Origin of the sequence: Mesorhizobium sp. B2-2-4 (assembly GCF_006442375.1) — a bacterium.
Classification (GTDB): domain Bacteria; phylum Pseudomonadota; class Alphaproteobacteria; order Rhizobiales; family Rhizobiaceae; genus Mesorhizobium.
On record NZ_VFWB01000015.1, the window covers coordinates 39,026 to 59,916 of the forward strand.

24 protein-coding genes and 1 tRNA gene are annotated in these 20,891 nt (G+C 64.1%); 15 read left to right on the forward strand and 10 right to left on the reverse strand.

Annotation, left to right across the window (positions count from 1 at the left end):
- Positions 1-227 precede the first annotated feature (227 nt).
- Entirely contained in the window at positions 228-461 is a 234-nt protein-coding gene (locus FJ959_RS28165) for a polymerase (protein ID WP_140633260.1), read from the reverse strand.
- 335 nt (positions 462-796) lie between these two features.
- Between FJ959_RS28165 and FJ959_RS28170 the strand changes: the two genes are divergently transcribed.
- Positions 797-1,000: a hypothetical protein gene (locus FJ959_RS28170; protein ID WP_140500899.1), complete on the forward strand. Its 204-nt coding sequence runs from the start codon at positions 797-799 to the stop codon at positions 998-1,000.
- 185 nt (positions 1,001-1,185) lie between these two features.
- Here the strand turns inward: FJ959_RS28170 and FJ959_RS28175 are convergent, their stop codons facing one another.
- Both FJ959_RS28175 and FJ959_RS28180 read right to left on the reverse strand, forming a co-directional pair.
- Positions 1,186-1,395, reverse strand: coding sequence for a hypothetical protein (locus FJ959_RS28175; protein ID WP_140500898.1), 210 nt, complete (start codon positions 1,393-1,395; stop codon positions 1,186-1,188).
- Positions 1,396-1,678: 283 nt separating this feature from the next.
- Positions 1,679-1,763: transfer RNA gene (locus tag FJ959_RS28180), tRNA-Leu, on the reverse strand.
- A gap of 326 nt (positions 1,764-2,089) precedes the next feature.
- On the opposite strand from FJ959_RS28180, the gene FJ959_RS28185 reads away from it, so the two are divergent.
- Positions 2,090-2,677, forward strand: coding sequence for a YqaA family protein (locus tag FJ959_RS28185; protein WP_140500881.1), 588 nt, complete (start codon positions 2,090-2,092; stop codon positions 2,675-2,677).
- An 84-nt stretch (positions 2,678-2,761) separates the two neighbouring features.
- Positions 2,762-3,280 (forward strand): disulfide bond formation protein B, encoded by a 519-nt coding sequence (locus FJ959_RS28190; protein ID WP_140500880.1) that lies wholly within the window; start codon positions 2,762-2,764, stop codon positions 3,278-3,280.
- Between the two features lie 364 nt (positions 3,281-3,644).
- On the opposite strand, the gene FJ959_RS28200 is transcribed toward FJ959_RS28190, so the two are convergent.
- A complete protein-coding gene (locus tag FJ959_RS28200; RefSeq protein ID WP_023677956.1) occupies positions 3,645-4,202 on the reverse strand; it encodes an HNH endonuclease in 558 nt (185 codons plus the stop codon).
- Positions 4,203-4,332: 130 nt separating this feature from the next.
- Positions 4,333-4,974, reverse strand: a complete 642-nt coding sequence (locus FJ959_RS28205; RefSeq protein ID WP_140500879.1) for a DNA-3-methyladenine glycosylase — start codon at positions 4,972-4,974, stop codon at positions 4,333-4,335.
- Between the two features lie 74 nt (positions 4,975-5,048).
- On the opposite strand from FJ959_RS28205, the gene gluQRS reads away from it, so the two are divergent.
- A complete protein-coding gene (gene gluQRS / locus FJ959_RS28210) occupies positions 5,049-5,918 on the forward strand; it encodes a tRNA glutamyl-Q(34) synthetase GluQRS (protein WP_140633263.1) in 870 nt (289 codons plus the stop codon).
- A 150-nt stretch (positions 5,919-6,068) separates the two neighbouring features.
- Positions 6,069-6,965, forward strand: coding sequence for a DMT family transporter (locus FJ959_RS28215; RefSeq protein WP_140633266.1), 897 nt, complete (start codon positions 6,069-6,071; stop codon positions 6,963-6,965).
- A gap of 97 nt (positions 6,966-7,062) precedes the next feature.
- On the opposite strand, the gene FJ959_RS28220 is transcribed toward FJ959_RS28215, so the two are convergent.
- The gene (locus FJ959_RS28220) at positions 7,063-7,914 is read right to left on the reverse strand and encodes a YihY/virulence factor BrkB family protein (protein WP_140500876.1); all 852 of its coding nucleotides are present in this window, start codon (positions 7,912-7,914) and stop codon (positions 7,063-7,065) included.
- Positions 7,915-7,972: 58 nt separating this feature from the next.
- On the opposite strand from FJ959_RS28220, the gene FJ959_RS28225 reads away from it, so the two are divergent.
- The 7 genes from FJ959_RS28225 (at position 7,973) to FJ959_RS28255 (ending at position 13,381) form a co-directional block, all read left to right on the forward strand.
- Positions 7,973-8,839, forward strand: coding sequence for an SDR family oxidoreductase (locus FJ959_RS28225; protein ID WP_140633269.1), 867 nt, complete (start codon positions 7,973-7,975; stop codon positions 8,837-8,839).
- A 24-nt stretch (positions 8,840-8,863) separates the two neighbouring features.
- Complete coding sequence (locus tag FJ959_RS28230) at positions 8,864-9,055, forward strand: twin transmembrane helix small protein (RefSeq protein WP_140500874.1); 192 nt, start codon at positions 8,864-8,866, stop codon at positions 9,053-9,055.
- Between the two features lie 25 nt (positions 9,056-9,080).
- Positions 9,081-9,662 carry a cob(I)yrinic acid a,c-diamide adenosyltransferase gene (locus FJ959_RS28235; RefSeq protein WP_140500873.1) on the forward strand — a complete coding sequence of 194 codons (582 nt, stop codon included), beginning with the start codon at positions 9,081-9,083 and terminating at the stop codon, positions 9,660-9,662.
- A 31-nt stretch (positions 9,663-9,693) separates the two neighbouring features.
- Positions 9,694-10,506, forward strand: coding sequence for a rhomboid family intramembrane serine protease (locus tag FJ959_RS28240; RefSeq protein ID WP_140560186.1), 813 nt, complete (start codon positions 9,694-9,696; stop codon positions 10,504-10,506).
- A 177-nt stretch (positions 10,507-10,683) separates the two neighbouring features.
- On the forward strand, positions 10,684-11,433 hold the full coding sequence (locus FJ959_RS28245) for an electron transfer flavoprotein subunit beta/FixA family protein (protein WP_140525441.1): 750 nt from the start codon (positions 10,684-10,686) through the stop codon (positions 11,431-11,433).
- A gap of 20 nt (positions 11,434-11,453) precedes the next feature.
- Complete coding sequence (locus tag FJ959_RS28250) at positions 11,454-12,383, forward strand: electron transfer flavoprotein subunit alpha/FixB family protein (protein WP_140558136.1); 930 nt, start codon at positions 11,454-11,456, stop codon at positions 12,381-12,383.
- Positions 12,384-12,502: 119 nt separating this feature from the next.
- Complete coding sequence (locus tag FJ959_RS28255; protein WP_140500869.1) at positions 12,503-13,381, forward strand: 3-hydroxybutyryl-CoA dehydrogenase; 879 nt, start codon at positions 12,503-12,505, stop codon at positions 13,379-13,381.
- A 33-nt stretch (positions 13,382-13,414) separates the two neighbouring features.
- On the opposite strand, the gene FJ959_RS28260 is transcribed toward FJ959_RS28255, so the two are convergent.
- The 4 genes from FJ959_RS28260 to FJ959_RS32555 all read right to left on the reverse strand — a co-directional run bounded on the left by FJ959_RS28260 (position 13,415) and on the right by FJ959_RS32555 (position 17,039).
- Positions 13,415-15,310, reverse strand: coding sequence for a PAS domain S-box protein (locus FJ959_RS28260; RefSeq protein WP_246671085.1), 1,896 nt, complete (start codon positions 15,308-15,310; stop codon positions 13,415-13,417).
- A gap of 238 nt (positions 15,311-15,548) precedes the next feature.
- Positions 15,549-16,187 (reverse strand): NrsF family protein, encoded by a 639-nt coding sequence (locus FJ959_RS28265; RefSeq protein ID WP_140500813.1) that lies wholly within the window; start codon positions 16,185-16,187, stop codon positions 15,549-15,551.
- Between the two features lies 1 nt (position 16,188).
- Positions 16,189-16,740, reverse strand: a complete 552-nt coding sequence (locus FJ959_RS28270; RefSeq protein ID WP_140513867.1) for a sigma-70 family RNA polymerase sigma factor — start codon at positions 16,738-16,740, stop codon at positions 16,189-16,191.
- Positions 16,741-16,904: 164 nt separating this feature from the next.
- Positions 16,905-17,039 carry a hypothetical protein gene (locus FJ959_RS32555; protein ID WP_263490082.1) on the reverse strand — a complete coding sequence of 45 codons (135 nt, stop codon included), beginning with the start codon at positions 17,037-17,039 and terminating at the stop codon, positions 16,905-16,907.
- On the opposite strand from FJ959_RS32555, the gene FJ959_RS28275 reads away from it, so the two are divergent.
- The 3 genes from FJ959_RS28275 (at position 17,038) to FJ959_RS28285 (ending at position 20,873) form a co-directional block, all read left to right on the forward strand.
- Entirely contained in the window at positions 17,038-18,045 is a 1,008-nt protein-coding gene (locus FJ959_RS28275) for an iron ABC transporter substrate-binding protein (protein WP_140633272.1), read from the forward strand. The two genes, FJ959_RS32555 and FJ959_RS28275, sit on opposite strands and share 2 nt — an antisense overlap.
- Before the next feature lie 168 nt (positions 18,046-18,213).
- Entirely contained in the window at positions 18,214-19,794 is a 1,581-nt protein-coding gene (locus FJ959_RS28280; RefSeq protein WP_181165391.1) for an iron ABC transporter permease, read from the forward strand.
- A complete protein-coding gene (locus FJ959_RS28285) occupies positions 19,791-20,873 on the forward strand; it encodes an ABC transporter ATP-binding protein (protein WP_140558133.1) in 1,083 nt (360 codons plus the stop codon). Before FJ959_RS28280 ends, FJ959_RS28285 begins: the two co-directional genes overlap by 4 nt.
- The last annotated feature ends 18 nt before the right edge of the window (positions 20,874-20,891 follow it).

The following is a 20,891-nucleotide window of genomic DNA, read 5'->3' on the forward strand; positions in this document are numbered from 1 at the left end:
AGCATGAGGCTAATCTTCATTGCTCTTCAGGAACTTGAAACGGCCGACCAGATCTAACTTGAGCCACTCGTCCTCATTCTTCCCCGTCGCTTTCGGCGGTGGCGCGCGGATTGCGAGGAACAGGCGCTGAACGCGAGAAATCCACCTGCCGGAACCAGCGGGGGAGCCGCCAATGGGAAAGCTGCGGGCGCCAGAATCCTGGACGCGAAAAAGCCCGCCACGGAGCCCTACGGGGACGGTCTTGGGCGAGCGAGCGCCATGTCGAAAGTGTCCGGCAGATGAGGATGCGCGCCGGTCCGTCTCACCGAAGCCGTGGTCATCGCGTCGACCGGGAGAATAATCGACGTGCGAGCATAGTGGTCCGGCCACAGCGGCTTTCCAAACAGGAAGAACACGATCGCGAGAAAACAAATCAGCAGCAGGACGGCGAAGGTGTTCGCGATGATCTCGCCAAGCTGCATGTCTTTCTCCCCGAAGTCGGACACCCGCCGCTCGCAGCAACGGCGGGCGTCCAGGGACCGTCGATGAAGGGACTTTACTCGACGGCTTCCACGCCAATGAGGAACGGCGGCTTATGTTCAGGGTTTAGGACCAATGCGTCGATGCTTCGGACTTCAGTCCCAATTGCGGGTCCGAGGAGAAGGAGACAGTCTGCCTTTCGCACCGGCTAAGCCCTCCACCAAGGTACCTGACAGCCGGGAGCACAGCCCGGCCTGCTCGCCAAGTGCCGAACCTACCGCCAAAAGCAGGCCGGGCTCCTTCTGTCGATAGTCAAGATCGTCGCCCAACGGGGAAAATGACCAGCTACAAGGTGGAGGAAATCCTGGGCGAGAGAATTATCGGCACGCACGAGGTGGCGGCTTCAAGTCCCGCAGGGGCTGCCAGACGGGCAACCGGTCATCCGATGCAACCCCGCATTCCAGGTGCGCTGTTCGTTCGGGTCACCAGATCGGAGGACGGCACGGTCGCCGAATTCAGCTTCGCGGGATTTCCTTGTTGAACCCGGATGTCGTCGGATGGGACGGCACGAGTGGCGTTTCTTGCGACTATGGCCGGTGTCTACGCCGACCCATTGGCGCGGTTCGGCGTTGATGAAACCGCCGGCTCACCCTAACCGTTTGTTTTCACGTGGATTCCGAAGCTCGTCGATGAAACCGTTTTGACCCGACTTGCACCAGAATTGCGCTAGCGTCCCAGCGGCTGTCTGGATGCCGAAACCAATTCGTCTTCGTCCCTGATCCCGGCCATGTAATTCGCGATTATGCGGGATGAAATCGCTTCGCGTTGCTGGGCCGATCGGGCGTCGAGCTTCAGCCTGTCGAACACGCGGCCAAGCAGGGCCACTTCGGAGGAATCGAAGACGCCAGCCTCCTGAGCTTTCTGACGAATCGGCATGAGTTCCTCCCTTTCAGATAAATAAGCAACAACTGATGCAAGGGGCAATCTCAAGGCCTGATATATCCACACCGAGGAACGGTCAGGCGGCCAACATAGGTCCTGAAGCGTGAAAGCGGCTACCGCATTGGACAGGCCGTCCTGCACCCTGCCGAGCCGCTCCCGGATGTCGCTCTTGCGATATCGGCTTTAAGCGGCGCACGACAAACTCGAGCACCATATCCGCAGTGCCGAAACGCCGATCGGGAAATTAGCGGCAGACGCATCGAAGCGGCGACTGAAATGGTGCCCCTAGCCGGGATCGAACCAGCACTCCTTGCGGAACTCGATTTTGAGTCGAGCGCGTCTACCAATTCCGCCATAGGGGCTCAGGCCGGGCGGCCTGGATGGCGCGGACTATACGGTTGGAGGCCTGTTCGTCAACTGGCCTGTTGCCGATAGCCTGCGGAGCCGCGACCAAACCGCCCCTTTCGGTTTCCTGCGGGCACTGCCATTGTGCGGCGCGGAAAATCTTTCTAGACAGGCGTCGTGTCGAAGCGCCTGGCGTCCGGAAGAAGGAACGCGGCGCGCTTCGGGTCTTGGTTTCACGCATGCACCTGTTTCATCCATGCCCCTGGTTTTCTGCCTGCCCTTATGCCGGCCACGCCGTGCATGTGGGCGCCGTGCGGTAGGCATTACGACATTAGGAGAGCCGATGCTTCGCGGACTGTACGACTGGACCTTGTCGCTGGCGGCGCGCAAATCCGCCGAATGGTGGCTGGCCTTCATCGCCTTCGTCGAGAGTTCCGTGTTCCTGGTGCCGGCCGACGTGCTCTATCTGCCGATGGCACTGTCGCGGCCTGATCGCGCCTATCGCTATGCGCTGATCGCCACCGTCGCCTCCGTGCTGGGCGGCATCGCCGGCTGGTTCATCGGCCACTACGCCTACGACGCGCTGGCGCGGCCCATCCTCGAATTCTACGGCAAGTATGACGAGTTCGAGGCGCTGCGCGTCTCTTCGGGCATCGGCTTCATCATCTTGATGCTGATCACCTCGGGCGCCGCCCATCTGCCGCCGATCAAGGTGGTGACGATCCTTTCGGGGGTCATCGGCGTCAATCTTTTGCTGTTCATCGCGCTGGCAATCGTGGCGCGCGGCGGGCGCTTCCTGCTCCTGGCCTGGCTGCTGCGCCGCTATGGCGAGCCGATCCGCGAGTTCATCGAAAAGCGCCTCGGCCTGATCGCGGGTGCGGCGGCAGCCGCCCTGATTTTGCTCTATATCCTGGTCAAATACGCCTTCTGATTCATGTCGCCCAAACCGCGCGGCGGCGTGGCGACATGGACCACAAGACCGGGCGAGCGGCGAACATAACGGACGAAAGACCCCATGACTGCGACCATGACTGCCAACACCGGACGCCAGCGGACCATGACGGCCCTGTTCCTTGCCGTAGCCATGGCCGCCACTGTCGGCTCCGCGCTCGCCTTCCAGTACATTGGCGGCTACATCCCTTGCCATCTCTGCCTGGAACAGCGCACGCCCTACTATATCGGCGTGCCGCTGATGCTGCTGGCGCTGCTTGCATCGGCGCTGCACGCGCCGGCATGGGTGGTGCGCGGCTTGCTGGCCATCGGCGGCCTGCTGATGCTCTATGGCCTTTATCTCGGCATCTATCATGCCGGCGTGGAGTGGGCCTGGTGGCAGGGCCCGGCCGATTGCACCGCGGGCGGAGGCCCGGTCGACACCGGCGGCAAAGGCGTCCTCGACGCGCTCGACAAATTCGTGCCCCCGTCCTGCGACAAGGCCGCGCTTCGCATTCTCGGCCTGTCGCTCGCCGGCTGGAACGCCATCGCCAGCCTTGTCCTCGCGGCCATCGCCTTCCGCAGCGCGCTTTCGCGCGACTGAGTCCGTTCAACCGAACGGCACGACAAGAGTTCGAGCAGAAATCCGGCGGGCCGAGTCGGATAGCGCGGCTTTCGACGTCCGAGCCAGGTCGACCCCCACTCCGTCTCGGCTCCGCCGAGCCACCTCTCCCCCGATCGACGGGGGAGAGGAATGGCGCGAACCTATTGCCTCAGGCTCCTTTCCTCTCCCTCCGGAGGGGGGAGAGGTGGCGCTGCGAAGCAGCGACGGAGTGGAGGAAGCCGGTCCTCAAAACGCGAAGCCGCTGATAAGTGAGCGCGGCCGAGCTGGTCCGATATCAGGGTATGTCAGACTATCATGGAGACAATCGCTTCAGACGGCCAGCGTCCCGAATTCTCGGACGATCTCAGGGTTCGAGTTCGACATCCCAGTACAGATAATCCATCCAGCTTTCATGCAGATGGTTGGGCGGGAACAGACGGCCATTATTGTGCAGGTCGTGCACCGTCGGCTGGTAGGGCTTCTGCAACGGCCACATCTTGGCATGGGCCGGCATCATGCCACCTTTCCTGAGATTGCAGGGCGAACAGGCGGCGACGACATTCTCCCACGTCGTAGCACCCCCGCGATGGCGGGGGATGACGTGATCGAAGGTCAGATCGTCGGGCGTGCCGCAATACTGGCACTGGAAGCGGTCGCGCAGGAAGACGTTGAAGCGTGTGAAGGCTGGATGCCGCGACGGCTTCACATAGGCCTTCAGGCTGACGACGCTCGGCAGCTTCATCGAGAAGGTCGGCGAGGACACCGCGTGCTCGTATTCGGCGACGATGTTCACCCGTTCGAGGAACACCGCCTTGATGGCGTCCTGCCACGACCAGAGCGACAGGGGGTAATAGCTGAGCGGACGGTAATCCGCATTCAGCACCAGCGCTGGAAGCCCATCCGGAGATACGGCAACCGTCACGTCGTTGGCCTCCTTGGTTCTCTAACCTGAATGGCGCGGATACTGTAAGCCCGACATGACAGGGATGTGAAGCGGATTGTCACGCGTCCGAAGGCACAAAAAAACGAGATTTTGATGCTTTTTCGCGTTTTCAGGCCGGGGGTGCGGCATCCCTGCCCTTCAATTCGCGATAATAGGACCAGAAAAGCCGCGATGCGACACCTCTCCATGGGCTCCATGATTCGGCGAGTTGGATCAGTGTTTTCTCCTGCGGACGCGGGTCGATGCCGAGCGCATGGCCGACGGCGGTCTGGAGCGCGACATCGCGCGCCGGGAAGATGTCGGGATGGCCTGCGGCGAACAGCAGATACACCTGTGCCGTCCACGGACCGATACCGGGCACCGCCGTCATGGTCGTGATTGCCTCGCCGGCGTCAAGCGAACACAAATGATGAAGATCGAGGCCGTCCGCCACCGCCTGGGCGGCGGCGAGGAGGCCGCGTTGCTTGGGTCGCGACAGGCCCGCCTCGCGAAACATGTCCTCGCCGGCGGCAAGGATCGCCAGCGGCGTCAGCGGGTCGACCAGTTTCGTCAGCCGGCCGAAGATCGCATCGGCGCTGGCGCGCGACACCTGCTGCGAGACGATGATCGAGGCAAGGCTCAAGAATCCCGGTTGGGAAAGCCGTAGCGGCACCTCGCCCGCCATGCCGCGGATCTTTTCCAGCCTTGGGTCGATCGCGCAAAGCGCGTCGAGCCCCCGGGCGATGTCGTCCAATGTGGCGATACGTTGCATGCTTTCTTGTTCCTGAACCGGCCGCACGGTAGCAATTGGCAAAACCGCCGCACAACCCGATTGCCGCTCAAGAGATGACACTCCTGACATTCCGTTTCGCGCCCAGTCCCAATGGCGAACTGCATCTCGGCCATGCCTTTTCGGCGCTGCTCAACCAGAAACTGGCGCGAGCGGTCGGCGGCCGCCTGCTGCTGCGCATCGAGGATATCGACACCACGCGCTGCTCGCCGGAATTCGAGGCGGGCATCTTTGCCGACCTGAAATGGCTCGGTCTTGCCTGGGAACAGCCTGTACGACGGCAATCCGAGCACTTCGCCTGTTATGAGACGGTGCTTGACCGGCTGATCCGGGAGGACCTTGTCTATCCCGCCTTCATGAGCAGAAGCGAGATCCGGGCTTTCATCACCGAGAGCGAAAAGCGCGACTGGCCGCGCGATCCCGACGGCGTGCCGGTCTATCCCGCCGTCGACAAGGCTCTGCCGGCGAAGGAACGCCAGCGCCGCATTGCCGAGGGCGCTCCCTTCGCCTGGCGGCTGGATGTCGATGCGGCGATGGCACGCGTCGGCAAGGATTTGTCATGGAACGAATTTTCAGACGAATCGCTTTCCGCGACGCGCGTCGTCGAGGCCCGCCCGCGCGATTGGGGCGACGTGATCGTGGCGCGCCGCGAAATCCCGACCAGCTATCATCTCGCCGTCGTCGTCGACGATGCGCTGCAGGGCGTCAGCCATGTCGTGCGCGGCCAGGATCTTTATTCCGCCACCGGGGTACAGCGGCTGCTTCAGGAACTGCTTGGCCTGCCGCAGCCAGCCTATTTCCATCACCGGCTGATCCTGGGACCCGACGGGCGCAAGCTGTCGAAAAGCCTGAAGGACACCGGCCTTGCCGTCTTGCGCGAAGCGGGCGTGTCGGCTCACGATGTCAGGCGGATGGTCGGTCTCTGACGCAGGCGAAGGCCGAAGAGACAGCTTGCAGAAAAGGCGGCCGGTTGAATTCCGGTGATGCATGGATCAATCGTTTCGTTTTGCGCGCCGGCTTGAACCGGACTAGAGCTTCGCCACGGCTCAATTCTCATCAAGCGCGGTCCCCGGAAAATGCACAGCGTCAAGCGGCTCATCCCCGCCACTTTCGTCGTCCTGTGGGCGACCGGCTTCATCGGCGCCCGCTATGCCATGCCGTGGGCCGAACCGTTTACGTTCCTGGCTGCGCGCTTCGTCCTGGCGGCGGCGTTGTTCGCCGGCCTGGTGGTCGTGCTTGGCTCCAAGAGAGCCTCCCGCGAAGAGGCATTGCACGCCACCGGGGCCGGCATTCTGATGCATGGCGTCTATCTCGGCGCGGTCTTCTGGGCTATCCACAGGGGCATGCCCGCCGGGCTGTCGGCGCTGATTGTCGGCCTGCAGCCGCTGATCACGGCGGTGCTCGCCGGCAAGTTTCTCGGCGAGGCGATCCTACCGCGCCATTGGGCCGGCCTCGCGGTCGGCCTGGCCGGCGTCGTCATCGTGCTCTGGCCAAAGCTCGGCGCGCTCGGCGGCGGCGTGACGTCAGCCACGTTGACAGCCTCGCTCGTCTCGGTGCTCGGCATGAGCGCCGGCACGATATGGCAGAAGCGTTTTGCTTCCGGCGGCGACCTCGTCGCCGCGACCATGTGGCACTATGTCGGCGGCGCTTCGGTGATGATCGTGGCTTCACTGGCCTTCGAGACCCACACGGTCGTCATCAACGGCGAATTGATCTTCGCCATGGCCTGGCTGGTGCTGGTGCTGTCGATCGGCGCCATCTTCCTTCTGATGGTGATGATCCGCGACGGCGAGATGTCGAAGGTCGCTTCGCTGTTCTATCTGGTGCCGGCGGTGACGGCCGTCATCGCCTGGGCCTTGTTCGACGAGCAGCTCAACGCGCTTCAGATTGCCGGCATGGCGATCACGACCTTCGGTGTCGGTCTGGCAACGGTGCGGCAGACCAAGGGAAGAATTGTAGAAATGAGGAATTGAGGAATTGAGGAATTGAGGAAAATGGTGCCATCTGGCGCTGGGGGCTTCTTCTTCAATTCTCCAATTCTCCAATTCTCCAGTTCTTCAATTCAGCCGGTCATCCCACCCGCGCGCGTGCCTCGAGATAGCGGCTGATTGCTGCGTTGAGTTCGCCGCCGAGAATGAAGATCGCGGACACGATGTAGAGAAAGACCACCGCGATCATGATCGAGGCAAGCCCGGCATAGGTCGTCACATAGGACGAGAAATGGTCGAGATAGGTGGCGAAAATGGTCGAGCCGATCAGCCATGCGGCGAGCGTGAAGACGATGCCGGGGATCAGCGAGACGAAACGGCGCTTGCCGGCCGGCAGCCAGTAATGCACTGAAAACAGACCGCCGACGATGACGGTCGAGGCGATGACGTAGCGCCACAGCGTGATGGTGCCCGTATAGGGTTTTATCCACTCGAAATGCGCCTCGGCCAGCCGCGCCAGCAATGGCGCGAAGACCAGGAGCACGCTGATCGCCAGGAAGCCTGCCGTGGCGATCAGCACGAAGAAGATGCTCTGCACGCGGCGATAGATGATGCCGCGCGTCTCGGTGACGCGATAGGCCCGGTTGAGCGAGGTGCGCAGCGCCTCGATGCCGTTCGAGGCGAAATAGGCGGCCAGCAGCACGCCGTAGGTGAGCAGATCCGATCGTCGCACGGTGAGCACGTTCAGCACCTCTCGCGCGATCGGTTTGGCGATTTGTTCCGGCCAGGTGTCGAAGACCAGGTGCACGGCCGTGTCGGCGAAGGCTTGCGCGCCGAGGAAGCTCGCCAGCGTGGTGGCGAAGATCAGGAACGGAAACAGCGCCATCAGCGAGGTGATTGCCAGATGGCTGGCCATCGCCCAGCCGTCATCGGTGTTGAAATGACCGATCGCGTCGTAGAGCACGCGGCGCAGGGCGACGATATTCCGCAACAAGAACCGCGCTCCCCTTCGATTGTCTCGACGCCGCGAATATGGGAAGGGAATGCGGCAAATGGCAACCCTTGGTCATAAGACGAATCCGTCGGCACGCGCGTTGCGCGTCATCATCGTCACCGGCGCGTCGTCCGGCATAGGCGCTTATTGCGCGCGGGCGCTCAAGGCGGAAGGCTGGCGGGTGTTCGCCACGGCGCGCAAGCCCGAAGACATCGCGGCCCTGGAAAAGGAGGGCATCGAGGCGTTCTATCTGGACTATCGCGAACCTGCCTCCATCGAAGCGCTTGCGGCTTCAGTGCTGGAGCGGACCGGCGGCAGGATCGATGCTCTGTTCAACAATGGCGCCTATGCGCAAGCGGGCGCGGTCGAGGATCTGCCGGTGGCCGCCTTGCGCGAGCAGTTCGAGGCCAATTTCTTCGGCTGGCACGACCTGACCCGCCGGCTCGTGCCGGTGATGCGCCGCCAGGGCCGTGGCCGGATCGTTCATTGCTCGTCGATCCTTGGCCTGGTGCCGGTACGTTTTCGCGGCGCCTATTCGGCATCCAAACACGCTTTGGAGGCGCTGATGCTCTGTCAGCGCCAGGAACTGGCCGGCAGCGGCGTGCATGTCTCGCTGATCGAGCCGGGGCCGGTGAAATCGAAGATCGCCAGCAATGGCCTCGCCTGGTTTCTCAGGAATATCGACCATGAGAATTCCGTGCATCGCGCGGACTATGAGGCGCAGTTGGAACGGATGCGCACCGGCGGCAGCCAATCGGCGCTGAAGCCCGGGCAGGAAGTGGTCCACAAGGCGCTTCGCCATGCACTTCTGTCGCGGCGCCCGCGCCCGCACTATGTGGTAACAGTGCCCGCCAAGGTCGGCGCCACGCTCAAACGCATCCTTCCGGCATCGATGCTTCACCGCCTGCTCGCCAAACGCGCCTGAACAAGAAAAGGACTGGAAACGCAAATGGCATCCGTCTTCAACATCCTTGCCATCCTGGTCATGGTCGCCGTGGTGATCGTGCTGGTCCGGGGTCTGATCAACATGATGCGCGGCGGTTCCGGCATGACCTCCAACAAGCTGATGCAGACGCGCGTCGTGCTGCAGGCCGTGGCGCTGGCGCTGATCCTGCTGGCCGTGTATTTCACCCGCAAATGAGGACACCGGCCGTTCGGGAGGCGACGTGGTCAAGCTCAACAAGATCTACACCCGCACCGGCGACAACGGCACCACCGGGCTCGGCACGGGTGAGCGGCGGCTGAAGTCCGATCTCAGGGTGGACGCCTACGGCACTGTCGACGAAGCCAATGCCTGCATTGGCATGGCTCGTGTTCACACCGCCCCAAGCCACCCGGCGATTGACGCCATGCTTGCCCGCATCCAGAACGATCTCTTCGACCTGGGCGCCGATCTGGCCGTGCCCGACGACGGCAAGCCGCTCGGCTACGAGCCGCTGCGCATCATTGCCGCGCAGACCGAGCGCGTCGAACACGACATCGATCTCCTCAACAACGACCTCCAGCCGCTCAAATCCTTCGTGCTGAACGGCGGCACGCCGGCCGCCGCTGCGCTCCATCTCGCCCGAACGGTGGCGCGGCGGGCCGAGCGGCTGATGGTGGCGCTCGCACAGCATCCTGGTGAGCACGTCAACCGCGACGGGCTGAAATACATCAACCGCGTCTCCGACTTCCTGTTCGTCGCCGCCAGGGCGGTCAATGACAATGGAAATGCCGACGTGTTATGGGTTCCTGGCAAGAACCGCTGAACTATGCCAAGGCGGGAGAGGCCAGGCACCTATGTTCATCCCGCTCTACGACACCAACAGGCTGCGGCACATCAGGCTGCAATATGTGACGATCGCCCTGATCCTGGCCAACGCGCTGGTCTATTGCGCCACCGCGCTCGGGGGCGAGAATTTCACCAATGCCGCCGTGCTCGGCCTCGGCTTCATCCCCTCCGTGGTGCATGACACGGCAGAGCTCGACCCGCGCTTTATCGTCATTCCCGAAAGCCTGAGCTATCTCACCTACTCATTCCTGCATGCCGACATTTTCCACCTTGGCGGCAACATGCTGTTCCTGTGGGTGTTCGGCGACAATGTCGAGGACGCGCTCGGCCATATCCGCTATCTCATCTTCTACCTCCTGTGCGCCATCGCCGGAGCCGCCTTCCAGGGCCTCATCGCGTGGGACTCGCAGGTGCCGCTGATCGGCGCCTCCGGCGCCATCGCCGGCGTGGTCGTCGCCTACCTGATCCTCTATCCCAGGGTGAAGGTCTGGGTGCTGGCCTTTGCCCGCATTCCGCTGCGCATCCCGGCCTTCATCCCGCTCCTCCTGTGGGTGCTGTTCCAGATCGTCATGTTCGCCGCCGGTGGCGAGGACCAGATTTCCTGGGCCTGCCACATAGGCGGCATCATCGCCGGCGCCGTGCTGGTGCTCGTGCTGCGCAGCCGCGGCGTGCCGCTTTTTGCGGGCGCGGACGAAGAAGCCGCACCCGCCGACCAGCCCGCCGTCGCCGTAGATCCGGCCGTAAACGAGCCGATTGCCGCGCAGCCCGTGCCACGCTGGGGTCGAGGAAGTGCCCCGGCCCCGACTGAACCGATTGAGTGAATTGCCCGACGCCGTGGCATATTGACGTGCGGGTTCGCCGCAACTACGGAAGCGTTTCCGCCCGCCTTTGGCGGTTGAAGAGCAGAATTTCCATCCGGAATGTCGGCTTTCGACAACTCTGACAGGGTTCACGCTGGTATAGCGCGCCCCAACTATCTCAAGAGAGGTGACAGGAAAATGAAGATCCTTGTGCCCGTGAAGCGGGTTGTGGATGCGAATGTGAAGGTTCGCGTCAAGGCTGACGGTTCGGCGGTGGAATTGGCCAACGTCAAGATGGCGATGAACCCATTCGACGAGATCGCGGTGGAAGAGGCGATCCGGCTCAAGGAAGCCGGCAAGGCCGAAGAGATCATCGTCGTGTCGATCGGCCCGCAGCAGGCGCAGGAGACGCTTCGCACCGCGCTCGCCATGGGCGCCGACCGCGCCATCCTGGTCAAGACCGACGAGCAGACAGAGCCACTGGGCGTCGCCAAGGTACTGAAGGGCGTGGTCGAGGCCGAGCAGCCCGGCCTTGTCATCCTCGGCAAGCAGGCGATCGACGATGATTCCAACCAGACCGGCCAGATGCTCGCAGCCCTTCTCGGCTGGGCGCAGGGCACGTTTGCTTCCAAGGTGGTGCTGGAGGGCGACAAGGCCAGGGTGACGCGCGAGGTCGACGGCGGCCTGCAGACGGTTGAGCTGAAGATGCCGGCGATCGTCACTGCCGACCTTCGCCTCAACCAGCCGCGCTATGCATCGCTGCCCAACATCATGAAGGCCAAGAAGAAGCCGCTCGACGAGAAGAGCCCGGCCGACTACGGCGCTGACGTCAAGCCGCGGCTGAAGGTCATCAAGACCGAAGAGCCGGGCGGCCGCAAGGCGGGCGTCAAGGTCAAGAGCGTCGCCGAGCTCATCGACAAGCTGAAGAACGAAGCCGGCGTGCTCTGAGATCGGAAGGAACAGATAAAATGACCATTCTCCTCATCGCCGAACACGACAACGCTACCCTTTCCGACCAGACCGCCAAGGCGCTGTCGGCCGCGCTGCAGATCGGCTCGGACGTGCATGTGCTGGTGGCCGGCAAGGGCGCCAAGGGCGCAGCCGACGCCGCCGCCAAGCTGAAGGGCGTGAGCAAGGTGCTGCTGGCCGAAGCCGACGAGCTTGCCGAGCGTCTCGCCGAGCCGACCGCGGCGCTCGTCGTGTCGCTGGCCGGCTCCTATGACACCATCGTCGCGCCGGCAACCTCGTCGGGCAAGAACGTCGCGCCGCGCGTGGCCGCTTTGCTCGACGTGGCGCAGGTCTCCGAGATCATCGAAGTGGTCTCGCCGGACACCTTCAAGCGGCCGATCTATGCCGGCAACGCCATCCAGACGGTACAGTCGACCGATGCCAAGAAGGTCATTACCGTGCGCACCGCCTCCTTCCAGGCGGCGCCCGAGGGCGGTTCGGCCGCTGTCGAAACCGTCAGCGCTGCGGCCAATCCTGGCCTCTCCTCCTTCGTCGAGAACAAGCTATCGGAGACCGATCGTCCGGAACTGACCTCGGCCAAGATCATCATCTCGGGCGGCCGCGCGCTCGGCTCCTCGGAGAAGTTCCAGGAGGTCATCCTGCCGGTCGCCGACAAGCTCGGCGCTGCCGTCGGCGCATCCCGCGCCGCCGTCGATGCCGGTTATGCGCCGAATGACTGGCAGGTCGGCCAGACCGGCAAGGTCGTCGCCCCCGACCTCTACATCGCCGTCGGCATCTCCGGCGCCATCCAGCACCTCGCCGGCATGAAGGATTCGAAGGTCATCGTCGCCATCAACAAGGACGAGGAAGCGCCGATCTTCCAGGTTGCCGACTATGGCCTCGTCGGCGATCTGTTCGTTGTCCTGCCGGAGTTGCAGAAGGCGCTTTGACGCCCTGCCGCAAAGCGTATTAAATTGTGAGGGGTGGGGTAGACGAAGTCGCCCCACCCTTTTAGTTTGCACCGCACAAAAAGCAGGCCGCAAAGGCCTTTTTCGACGGGATCGGTGTAATGAGCAAGATCGAAACGATCGGCATCATCGGCGCGGGCCAGATGGGCGGCGGCATCGCCCATGTCTCCGCACTTTCTGGCTACAAGGTGCTGATCTACGATATATCGCCCGACCGTATCGAGAAGGGCATCGCCACTGTCAGCGGCAACATGGCCCGCCAGGTGGGGTCCGGCAAGCTCGACGAGAAGCTCCGCAACCAGGCGATGGCGCGCATCGCGGCGGCGCCATCCATGGCCGATCTCGCCGGTGCCGACCTGGTCATCGAGGCAGCGACCGAGGACGAGACGGTCAAGCGCAAGATCTACGCCCAGCTTTGTCCGCAGCTCAATCCCGAGGCCATACTGGCGACCAATACCTCGTCGATCTCGATCACGCGGCTAGCCGCGCAGACCGACCGCCCCGAGCGCTTTATCGGCATCCATTTCATGAACCCGGTTCCCCTGATGAAGCTGGTCGAACTGGTGCGCGGCATCGCCACCGAGGACCAGACCTTCGAGGCGGCAAAGACCTATGTGAAGCAGCTCGACAAGACGATCACGGTCTCGGAGGATTTTCCGGCCTTCATCGTCAACCGCATCCTTTTGCCGATGATCAACGAGGCGATCTACACGCTCTATGAGGGCGTCGGCACGGTCGATGCCATCGACACCGCCATGCGGCTCGGCGCCAACCATCCGATGGGGCCGCTGCAGCTGGCCGATTTCATCGGCCTGGACACCTGCCTGTCGATCATGCAGGTGCTGCATGACGGCCTGTCGGATTCGAAGTACCGCCCCTGCCCGTTGCTGGTCAAATATGTCGAGGCCGGCTGGCTCGGCCGCAAGACCGGCCGCGGCTTCTACGATTATCGCGGCGAGCATCCGGTTCCAACACGCTGACCCGCCAGGGTTGATCGCGGCCCTATCGCGGGGCTACGACGCTGCGGCCAGGGGCTTGGGTGTCTCGATTTCGATCCTGTCGTCCGTGGCGTCATTCTCGGGCGCCATGGACACGCATCCGCGACCCGCAGCCTTGGCCACGTAGCAGGCGGCGTCTGCCCTGGCGATGATCTCGTCGACAGCGCCGCAATCGGCGTCGATAGGAGCCAGTCCGATGCTGGCGCCGATCGAATGGGGACGGCCTTCCCAGGTGAAATCGAGGCCCTGTATCGCATCGATGATGGATCGCGCCGCGATCCTGGCCCCGGCGGCCGAGCCCGACTTCAGAATGACCGCGAATTCGTCGCCGCCCAGACGCGCGACCATGTCCTGCGGACCAAGCACGCCACGCACGGCCTCGGCAACGCACTTGAGCAATGCGTCTCCCGCCGCGTGGCCACCTGTGTCGTTGACCAGTTTGAAATGATCGAGGTCGATGAACATGAACTGATGTCCGATCCCCTCCTTGCGGGCCTGATCGACCAGTTCTTCCATGGCGCGGATGAAACTCGCGCGGTTGGCAAGGCCGGTCAGCGCATCATGCGCGGCGGCGTGGGCAAGCTGGCGCTGCAGCGCGCGCGCATCGGTGAAGTCCTGGAAGACGATGACCAGTCCGCAGAATTCGTTGCGTTCGTTCATGATCGGCGACACGACCTGCCGGATGCTGCAGCGCGTCTCGTCGCGCCGGATGAGGACGGCGCGGCTGTTCTGGTCATCGGCTCCCTGGCCGCCGATCGCAGGCCGCGCCACGCCGATCCTGTGGCCGGTCTCCTCGTCGACCGCCCAATAGACATGGCCGAGCGTCTTGCCGAGGGCATCATTGCAAGAGACACCGGTCAGCTTTTCGGCGACAGGATTCATGAAGGTGACGCGGTTGGCGGCATCGGTGCAGATGACGGCATCGCCGATCGACTGGAGCGTCACTTTGAGGCGCTCCTTTTCGTCCGCCAGCATGGCCGCCGACACGGCGAGGCGCTCCTCCGCCTGCTTGCGCCGGGTGATGTCGGTCAGGCTGCCTATCGCCCTGATCAGCCGCCCCTCTTCGTCGCGCTCGATCGCCTTGCCGCGGTCGAGGAACCAGAGCCAGCGGCCATCCTTGTGGCGCATCCTGAATTCGGCCTCGAAGAACGGCGTGCGGCCTTCGAGATGGGCGCGGTCCGCCTCGGCCACTGCTTCGCGGTCGTCGGGATGTATCATCGCCAGCCAGTGATCGGGGTCACCGTCGAGTTCCCCGTCGGCGTAACCCAGCATCTTGACCCAGGTCGAGGAATAGTTGGTGCCGCCCCTGCGCTTGTCGAAGTCCCAGACGCCCTGGCCGGCGCCGGCCAATGCAAAGTTCCAGCGCGTTTCGGCCTCGGCGATCCGCGCCTCGGCCTGCTTGCGCGCATTGATGTCCTCTATCTGCGAGACGAGATACAGCGGCCGGCCGCTATTCCCGTCGCGAATGACGGAGCCGGCCAGCCTGGCCCAGACGGGCGTGCCGTCCTTCTTGAGATAGCGCTTCTCGAAATGAAAGGAATCGATCTTGCCGGCCTTCAGGTCTTCCATCGTCTCCCGCCCGATCTCCAGATCGTCGGCATGCGTGAGCTGGAAGAAGGTCAACGCCTCGATCTCGTCGCGGCGGTAGTCGAGCATGGCAGCGAAAGCCGGGTTGGCCTCGAGAATGCGCCCGTCGAGGCCGACGATGGCGACGCCGATGGAGGAATCCTCCATGGCACGGCGGAAGCGCTGCTCGCTCTCGGCGATCTGGCGGCGGTCCTTGCGGATGACGCGCGCGAACATGCAGGCCAGGAGAAGTGCGCCGGCTGCCACACCGACCGACGCCTGCACACATAATTCGAGCGTCTCGGCGCCGGGATCCAGCCGCGACAGCAAGATCGATGCCGTCATCGCCGCTGTCCCGCCCACGAGCAGAGCCAACCCCGCATGTCTGTGCGGCGCCGGCCCGATGATCCTTCGCATTGCCACGATTTGTACCACCCCGTGGGCAATCGCATTTCCCGTGAAAATCCTGACGGATCGATTTTAAGGAAAGGTTGCGTCGGGTATCGGCGATGCCGCCGGCCGGCAAACATTTGCCGGCATGATTAAGGATCGGTATGCGCGGGATGCAGCAGCGGGCGTCGCGCTACCAGCGCACGAAAAACCGGCCGCCGAGCGCGCCGAGCAGCGCCAGCGCGGCGATCGCGATCGTATACCAGGTGGCGACGAAAAGCGGCGAATCATCAAAGCAATGCGCGGCATAGAAGGTTGCCGCCAGCCCGCCGGCGAGCAGGCCCGCGGCCGTGCCGGCCAGCACCGGCCGTGTCGGCGCGCCATAGCGCAGCATCCACAGGAAGATGGCAAGCGGGCCGATGCCGATCAGCGGGATGAGCCCCATGCAGACCATCATGTTGGAACCGACGAGACGCCTGCCCCAGTCGGCCTCGGGCACGGCGTAAAGCTCCAGCACCACGGCCACTGCCACGAGCACGGGCGCAGCCGCCATCCAGGCCGCCGCCTTGCCTGTCGATGCTCCCGGTGTCGACAATGCCCTGACGAAGGCGAAGGCGCTGGCGGCGAGCACGATGGTGAACAGGAACTTCGAAAGAAAGCGCATCGTATGTGCGGCAGCCATGAAGTCGGGGCGCGGACCGATCGTCATCATGAAAACCGCGCCCGCGATCACGGCGGCCACGCCGGCAGCCAGCCACCAGGCCGAGCGCAGCGGCATCGCCTTGCTGCGGGCGTCGGCATCAAGCGCCTTGATGAGATCTTCGGTCCTCATGTCATTCCCGCCCAAACCGCCCCTGCCCGAACCGCTTGGCAATGGCTGCAAGTCCGCGATGCAAGGAAACCCGCACCGCTGTTTCGCTGATGCCGAACTTGGCTGCCGTGTCGCCGATCGAGCGCCCCTCCACCGACACGGACGACACCACGGAGCGCTGTGCCGGCGGCAGGCCGTCGAGCGCCCGGTTGATGTCGCGTTCGCTGACGGTTTCCGTTTCCGGCTCGGCGAAGGTTTCGGCAATATCGTCGACATCGATCTCGATGCGCCGTCCGCGCCGCCGGAACGCGTCGATCAACTTGAAGCGCGCGATGGCATAGACCCAGGGCAGCACAGGTGCGTCCTGGCGCCAGGTGTGCCGTTTCACATGAATGGCCAGCAAGGTTTCCTGCACGACATCCTCGGGATCGACCCCGCCTTTGACGATCTTGCGCCTGGCAAAACCGCGAACCAGAGCGGCCGTCCGGTGCAGAAAGTCGGCATAGGCCCTTTCATCTCCCGCGATCGCGGCTCGCATCAGCCGGGAAAGCTCGGCCTCGTCCTTGCCGCTCACAAGAGTTCACTCCCCGATCTTCGCGCCTCGGCGCTGATTTGTTACGTGGCCGGCGAAATAATGTCCAAGGCAAACTACCGGCAAGTCACGAAAGATTGCGGGCGAACGCGAACTTGGGCTCGTCGACGGCGACTGTGTCCTGGACCGTCTGTCGCGCGCGGCCATCACGCGGAATTGTCCGCCTGGCATGGGTCTATGCCGCCAGCGGCCGATTGAAGCAGGCCAAAAATGTTGACTACACCTGTCATGTATCGATAGGTGCTGCGTGCCAGTTCAACGAGATCGAGGACGACGCCCATGAAATACGCTCTTTCCACCCTTGCCGGCGCCGCGGTGGTGGCGGTCAGCCTGATGGCTGGCCAGGCGATGGCTGAGGATACAGGCATCATCGTCTACAATGCCCAGCACGAGAGCCTCGCCAAGGAATGGGCCGACGGCTTCACCAAGGAAACCGGTATCAAGGTCACGCTGCGCAATGGCGGCGACAGCGATTTCTCCAACCAGATCGTCGCGGAGGGCACCGCCTCGCCCGCCGACGTGTTCCTGACCGAGAATTCGCCGGCCATGGTGCTGGTCGAGAATGCCGGCCTGTTCGCGCCGGTCGACGCCGACACACTGGCGCAGGTTCCGCAGGATTATCAGGCAGCGAGCGGCAAATGGGTCGGCGTTGCCGCCCGCAGCACCGTCTTTGCCTACAATACCACCAAGCTCAAGGCCGACCAGTTGCCCAAGTCGCTGCTCGACCTTGCCGATCCGAGCTGGAAAGGCCGCTGGGCCGCCTCGCCGTCGGGCGCCGATTTCCAGGCTATCGTCAGCGCGCTGCTGCAGCTCAAGGGCGAAGCCGCGACGGCGGACTGGCTGAAGGCGATGAAGCAGAATTTCACCGCCTATAAGGGCAACAGCACCGTGATGAAGGCGGTCAACGCCGGCGAGATCGAAGGCGGCGTGATCTATCACTACTACTACTTCGGCGATCAGGCCAAGACCGGCGAGAACAGCAAGAACGTTGCGCTGCATTATTTCAAAAACCAGGATCCGGGCGCCTTCGTCTCGACCTCCGGCGGCGGCGTGCTGGCTTCGAGCAAGCATCCCAAGGAAGCCCAGGCTTTCCTGAAGTGGGTGACCGGCAAGGGCGGCCAGGACGTGCTGAAGAACGGAACGTCCTTCGAATACGCGATCGGCAAGGGCGCAGAGTCCAATCCGAAGCTGGTGCCGCTGGCCGACCTGCAGGCGCCGAAGATCGATGCCGCGACGCTGAACTCCAAGAAAGCCACCGACCTGATGACGGCGGCCGGCTTGCTTTAGTTGCCGTTCGTCCTAATAAGGACACCGGCCGTGCTCCCGCGGGAATTCCGCGGGAGCGTTTTGTTTTTTCGAGATGGCATTCGTCGATGACGACACGCTGTATTCCCGACCATGATCGTGGTCTTTCGATTGCCGCCGCCGGGCGGCAAGGGCGCGAAGTCTGAGCCGATGCAGTTCGCGGCCGACATTGCAAGCCCGGGCCTGCCGCCGAGGACGCGCCGCAGGGCGCGCCGGCGCGCTGCGTCATGGATCGTTGCCGCCGCTATCTTCGTTTCGCTGCTGGCCCTGCTGCCGCTTGCCTTCATCGTCTGGGTCGCCGTGCAGACCGGTTGGGAAACCGTCTCGGCGCTGGTTTTCCGGCCGCGTGTCGGCGAGCTTCTGGCCAACACCGTCCTGCTTGTCGCGCTCGCCGTGCCGATCGCCATCATCCTGTCGGTGGCGCTGGCCTGGCTGACCGAACGCAGCGACCTGCCCGGCGCCCGGCTGTGGGCCTGGCTATGCGTGGCGCCGCTCGCCATTCCCGCCTTCGTGCACAGCTATGCCTGGATCACCATGGTGCCCGGGCTGCATGGCTTGTGGGCCGGCGTGCTTGTCTCTGTCATAGCGTATTTCCCGTTCCTTTATCTGCCGGTATCGGCGGCCCTGCGCCGGCTCGATCCGGCGCTCGAAGACGCCGCGGCCGCACTCGGCCTTGGTCCCTGGCGTGTGTTCTGGCGCGTCGTGCTGCCGCAGCTCAGGCTTGCCATCTGTGGCGGCGCATTGCTGGTCGGCCTGCACCTGTTGGCCGAATACGGCCTTTACGTCTTCATCCGCTTCGACACCTTCACCACGGCGATCGTCGACCAGTTCCAATCGACCTTCAACGGGCCGGCCGCGAATATGCTGGCCGGCGTGCTGGTGAGCTGCTGCTTCGTGCTGCTCGGGCTGGAGGTGCTGGTGCGCGGGGAAGAGCGCTATGCCCGCGTCGGTTCGGGCGCCGCGCGCCACCAACAGCGCGCGCCGCTCGGCCGGGCGACCGTGCCTTGCCTGCTGCTGCTTGCCGCCACCACGCTTCTGGCGCTCGGCGTACCGTTCGTCACCATCGGACGCTGGCTTGCCGCCGGCGGCGCCGAGGTCTGGCGGCTCGACGAGATCGGCCTGGCGCTCGGCCAGACGTTGTTCCTGGCGCTCGCCGGCGCGCTGCTCGCCACCGTCGCCGCCATGCCGATGGCCTGGATCTCGATCCGCGCGCCGGGGCCTCTGCAGCGCTTGCTGGAGGGCTGCAACTACATCGTCGGATCGCTGCCCGGGGTCGTGATCGCACTGGCGCTGGTCACCATCACCGTGCGCATCGCCCTGCCGCTCTATCAGACCCTGTTCACCATCCTGGTTGCCTATGCCTTGATGTTCCTGCCCCGCGCCCTGATCAGCCTGCGGGCGTCGATCGCGCAGGCGCCGGTCGAGCTCGAGCGCGCCGCGTCCAGCCTCGGGCGGTCGCCGCTCCATGCATTGTGGTCGACGACGATCCGCCTGTCGGCGCCGGGTGCCGCCGCCGGCATGGCGCTGGTGGCGCTCGGCATCATGAACGAGCTGACCGCGACCCAGATGCTGGCGCCGAACGGTACCCGCACACTGGCGATGGCGTTCTGGTCCTACAGCGGCGAGATCGACTACGCTTCGGCAGCACCTTACGCCTTCATCATGGTGGCGATGTCGCTGCCCCTGACCTGGCTGCTCTATGTCCAGTCAAAACGGATGGCAGGACGATGAGCTTTCTCGAACTCAGGGGCTTGCACAAGCATTACGGCCCGGTCGCGGCGCTTGCCGGCATCGATCTCGACGTCGCCAGCGGCAGCCGCACGGCCATCGTCGGGCCGTCCGGCTGCGGCAAGACCACCTTGCTGCGGCTGATCGCCGGTTTCGAGGCGCCCGACCAGGGCAGCATCGTGCTTGACGGAAAGATGCTGGCCGACAGCGGCGGCGCCGTTCCGGCGCACCGCCGCGGTATCGGCCTGGTTGCACAGGACGGCGCCCTGTTTCCGCACCTGACGATTGGCGACAATATCGGTTTCGGGATGGACCGCCGGCTGGACAAGCGATCCGAGCGCATCGTCGAGCTCGCCTATATAGTGGGGCTGGACAAGGCGATCCTGAAGCGCCGCCCGCACGAACTCTCCGGCGGTCAGCAGCAACGCGTGGCGCTCGCCCGCGCCATGGCGATGAAGCCGCGGCTGATGCTGCTCGACGAACCGTTCTCGGCGCTCGACACCGGCCTGCGCGCCTCCATGCGCAAAGCCGTGGCGGAACTGCTCGAAGCCGCCGGCATCACCACCATCCTGGTGACGCACGATCAGGCCGAGGCGCTGTCCTTCGCCAGCCAGGTCGCTGTGATGCGCGAGGGCCGATTCTCGCAGGTCGGCACGCCGCGCGAACTTTATCTCAAGCCGAAGGACAGGATGATTGCCGAGTTCCTTGGCGACGCCATCATCCTGCCGGCGAAGATAGCGGGTGGTTTCGCCACGTCGCCGCTTGGCCGCATCGCCGTGGATACATCGGACAGCCGCGATGTCGCCCGCATCATGTTGCGGCCGGAGCAGATCGGACTGAAGCGGACATCGCGCGAGGGCATGTCCGGCACGCCGGACATGCTGTTTGGCGAGGTAACGGAATCCGAATTCGCCGGCTCGACCTGCACGGTCGCGGTGCGGTTGCTCAACAGCCCCGACCCGCCGGACGCCGCCGCCATCGGCAGCACGCCGCTGATCCTGCGCAAGTCCGGCATGGACGCGCCGGCGGTCGGTGAGATCGTCCGGCTCACCGTGTCGGGACAGGCGCATGTATTCGCCTGACCGGCCGACGGTTCGCGG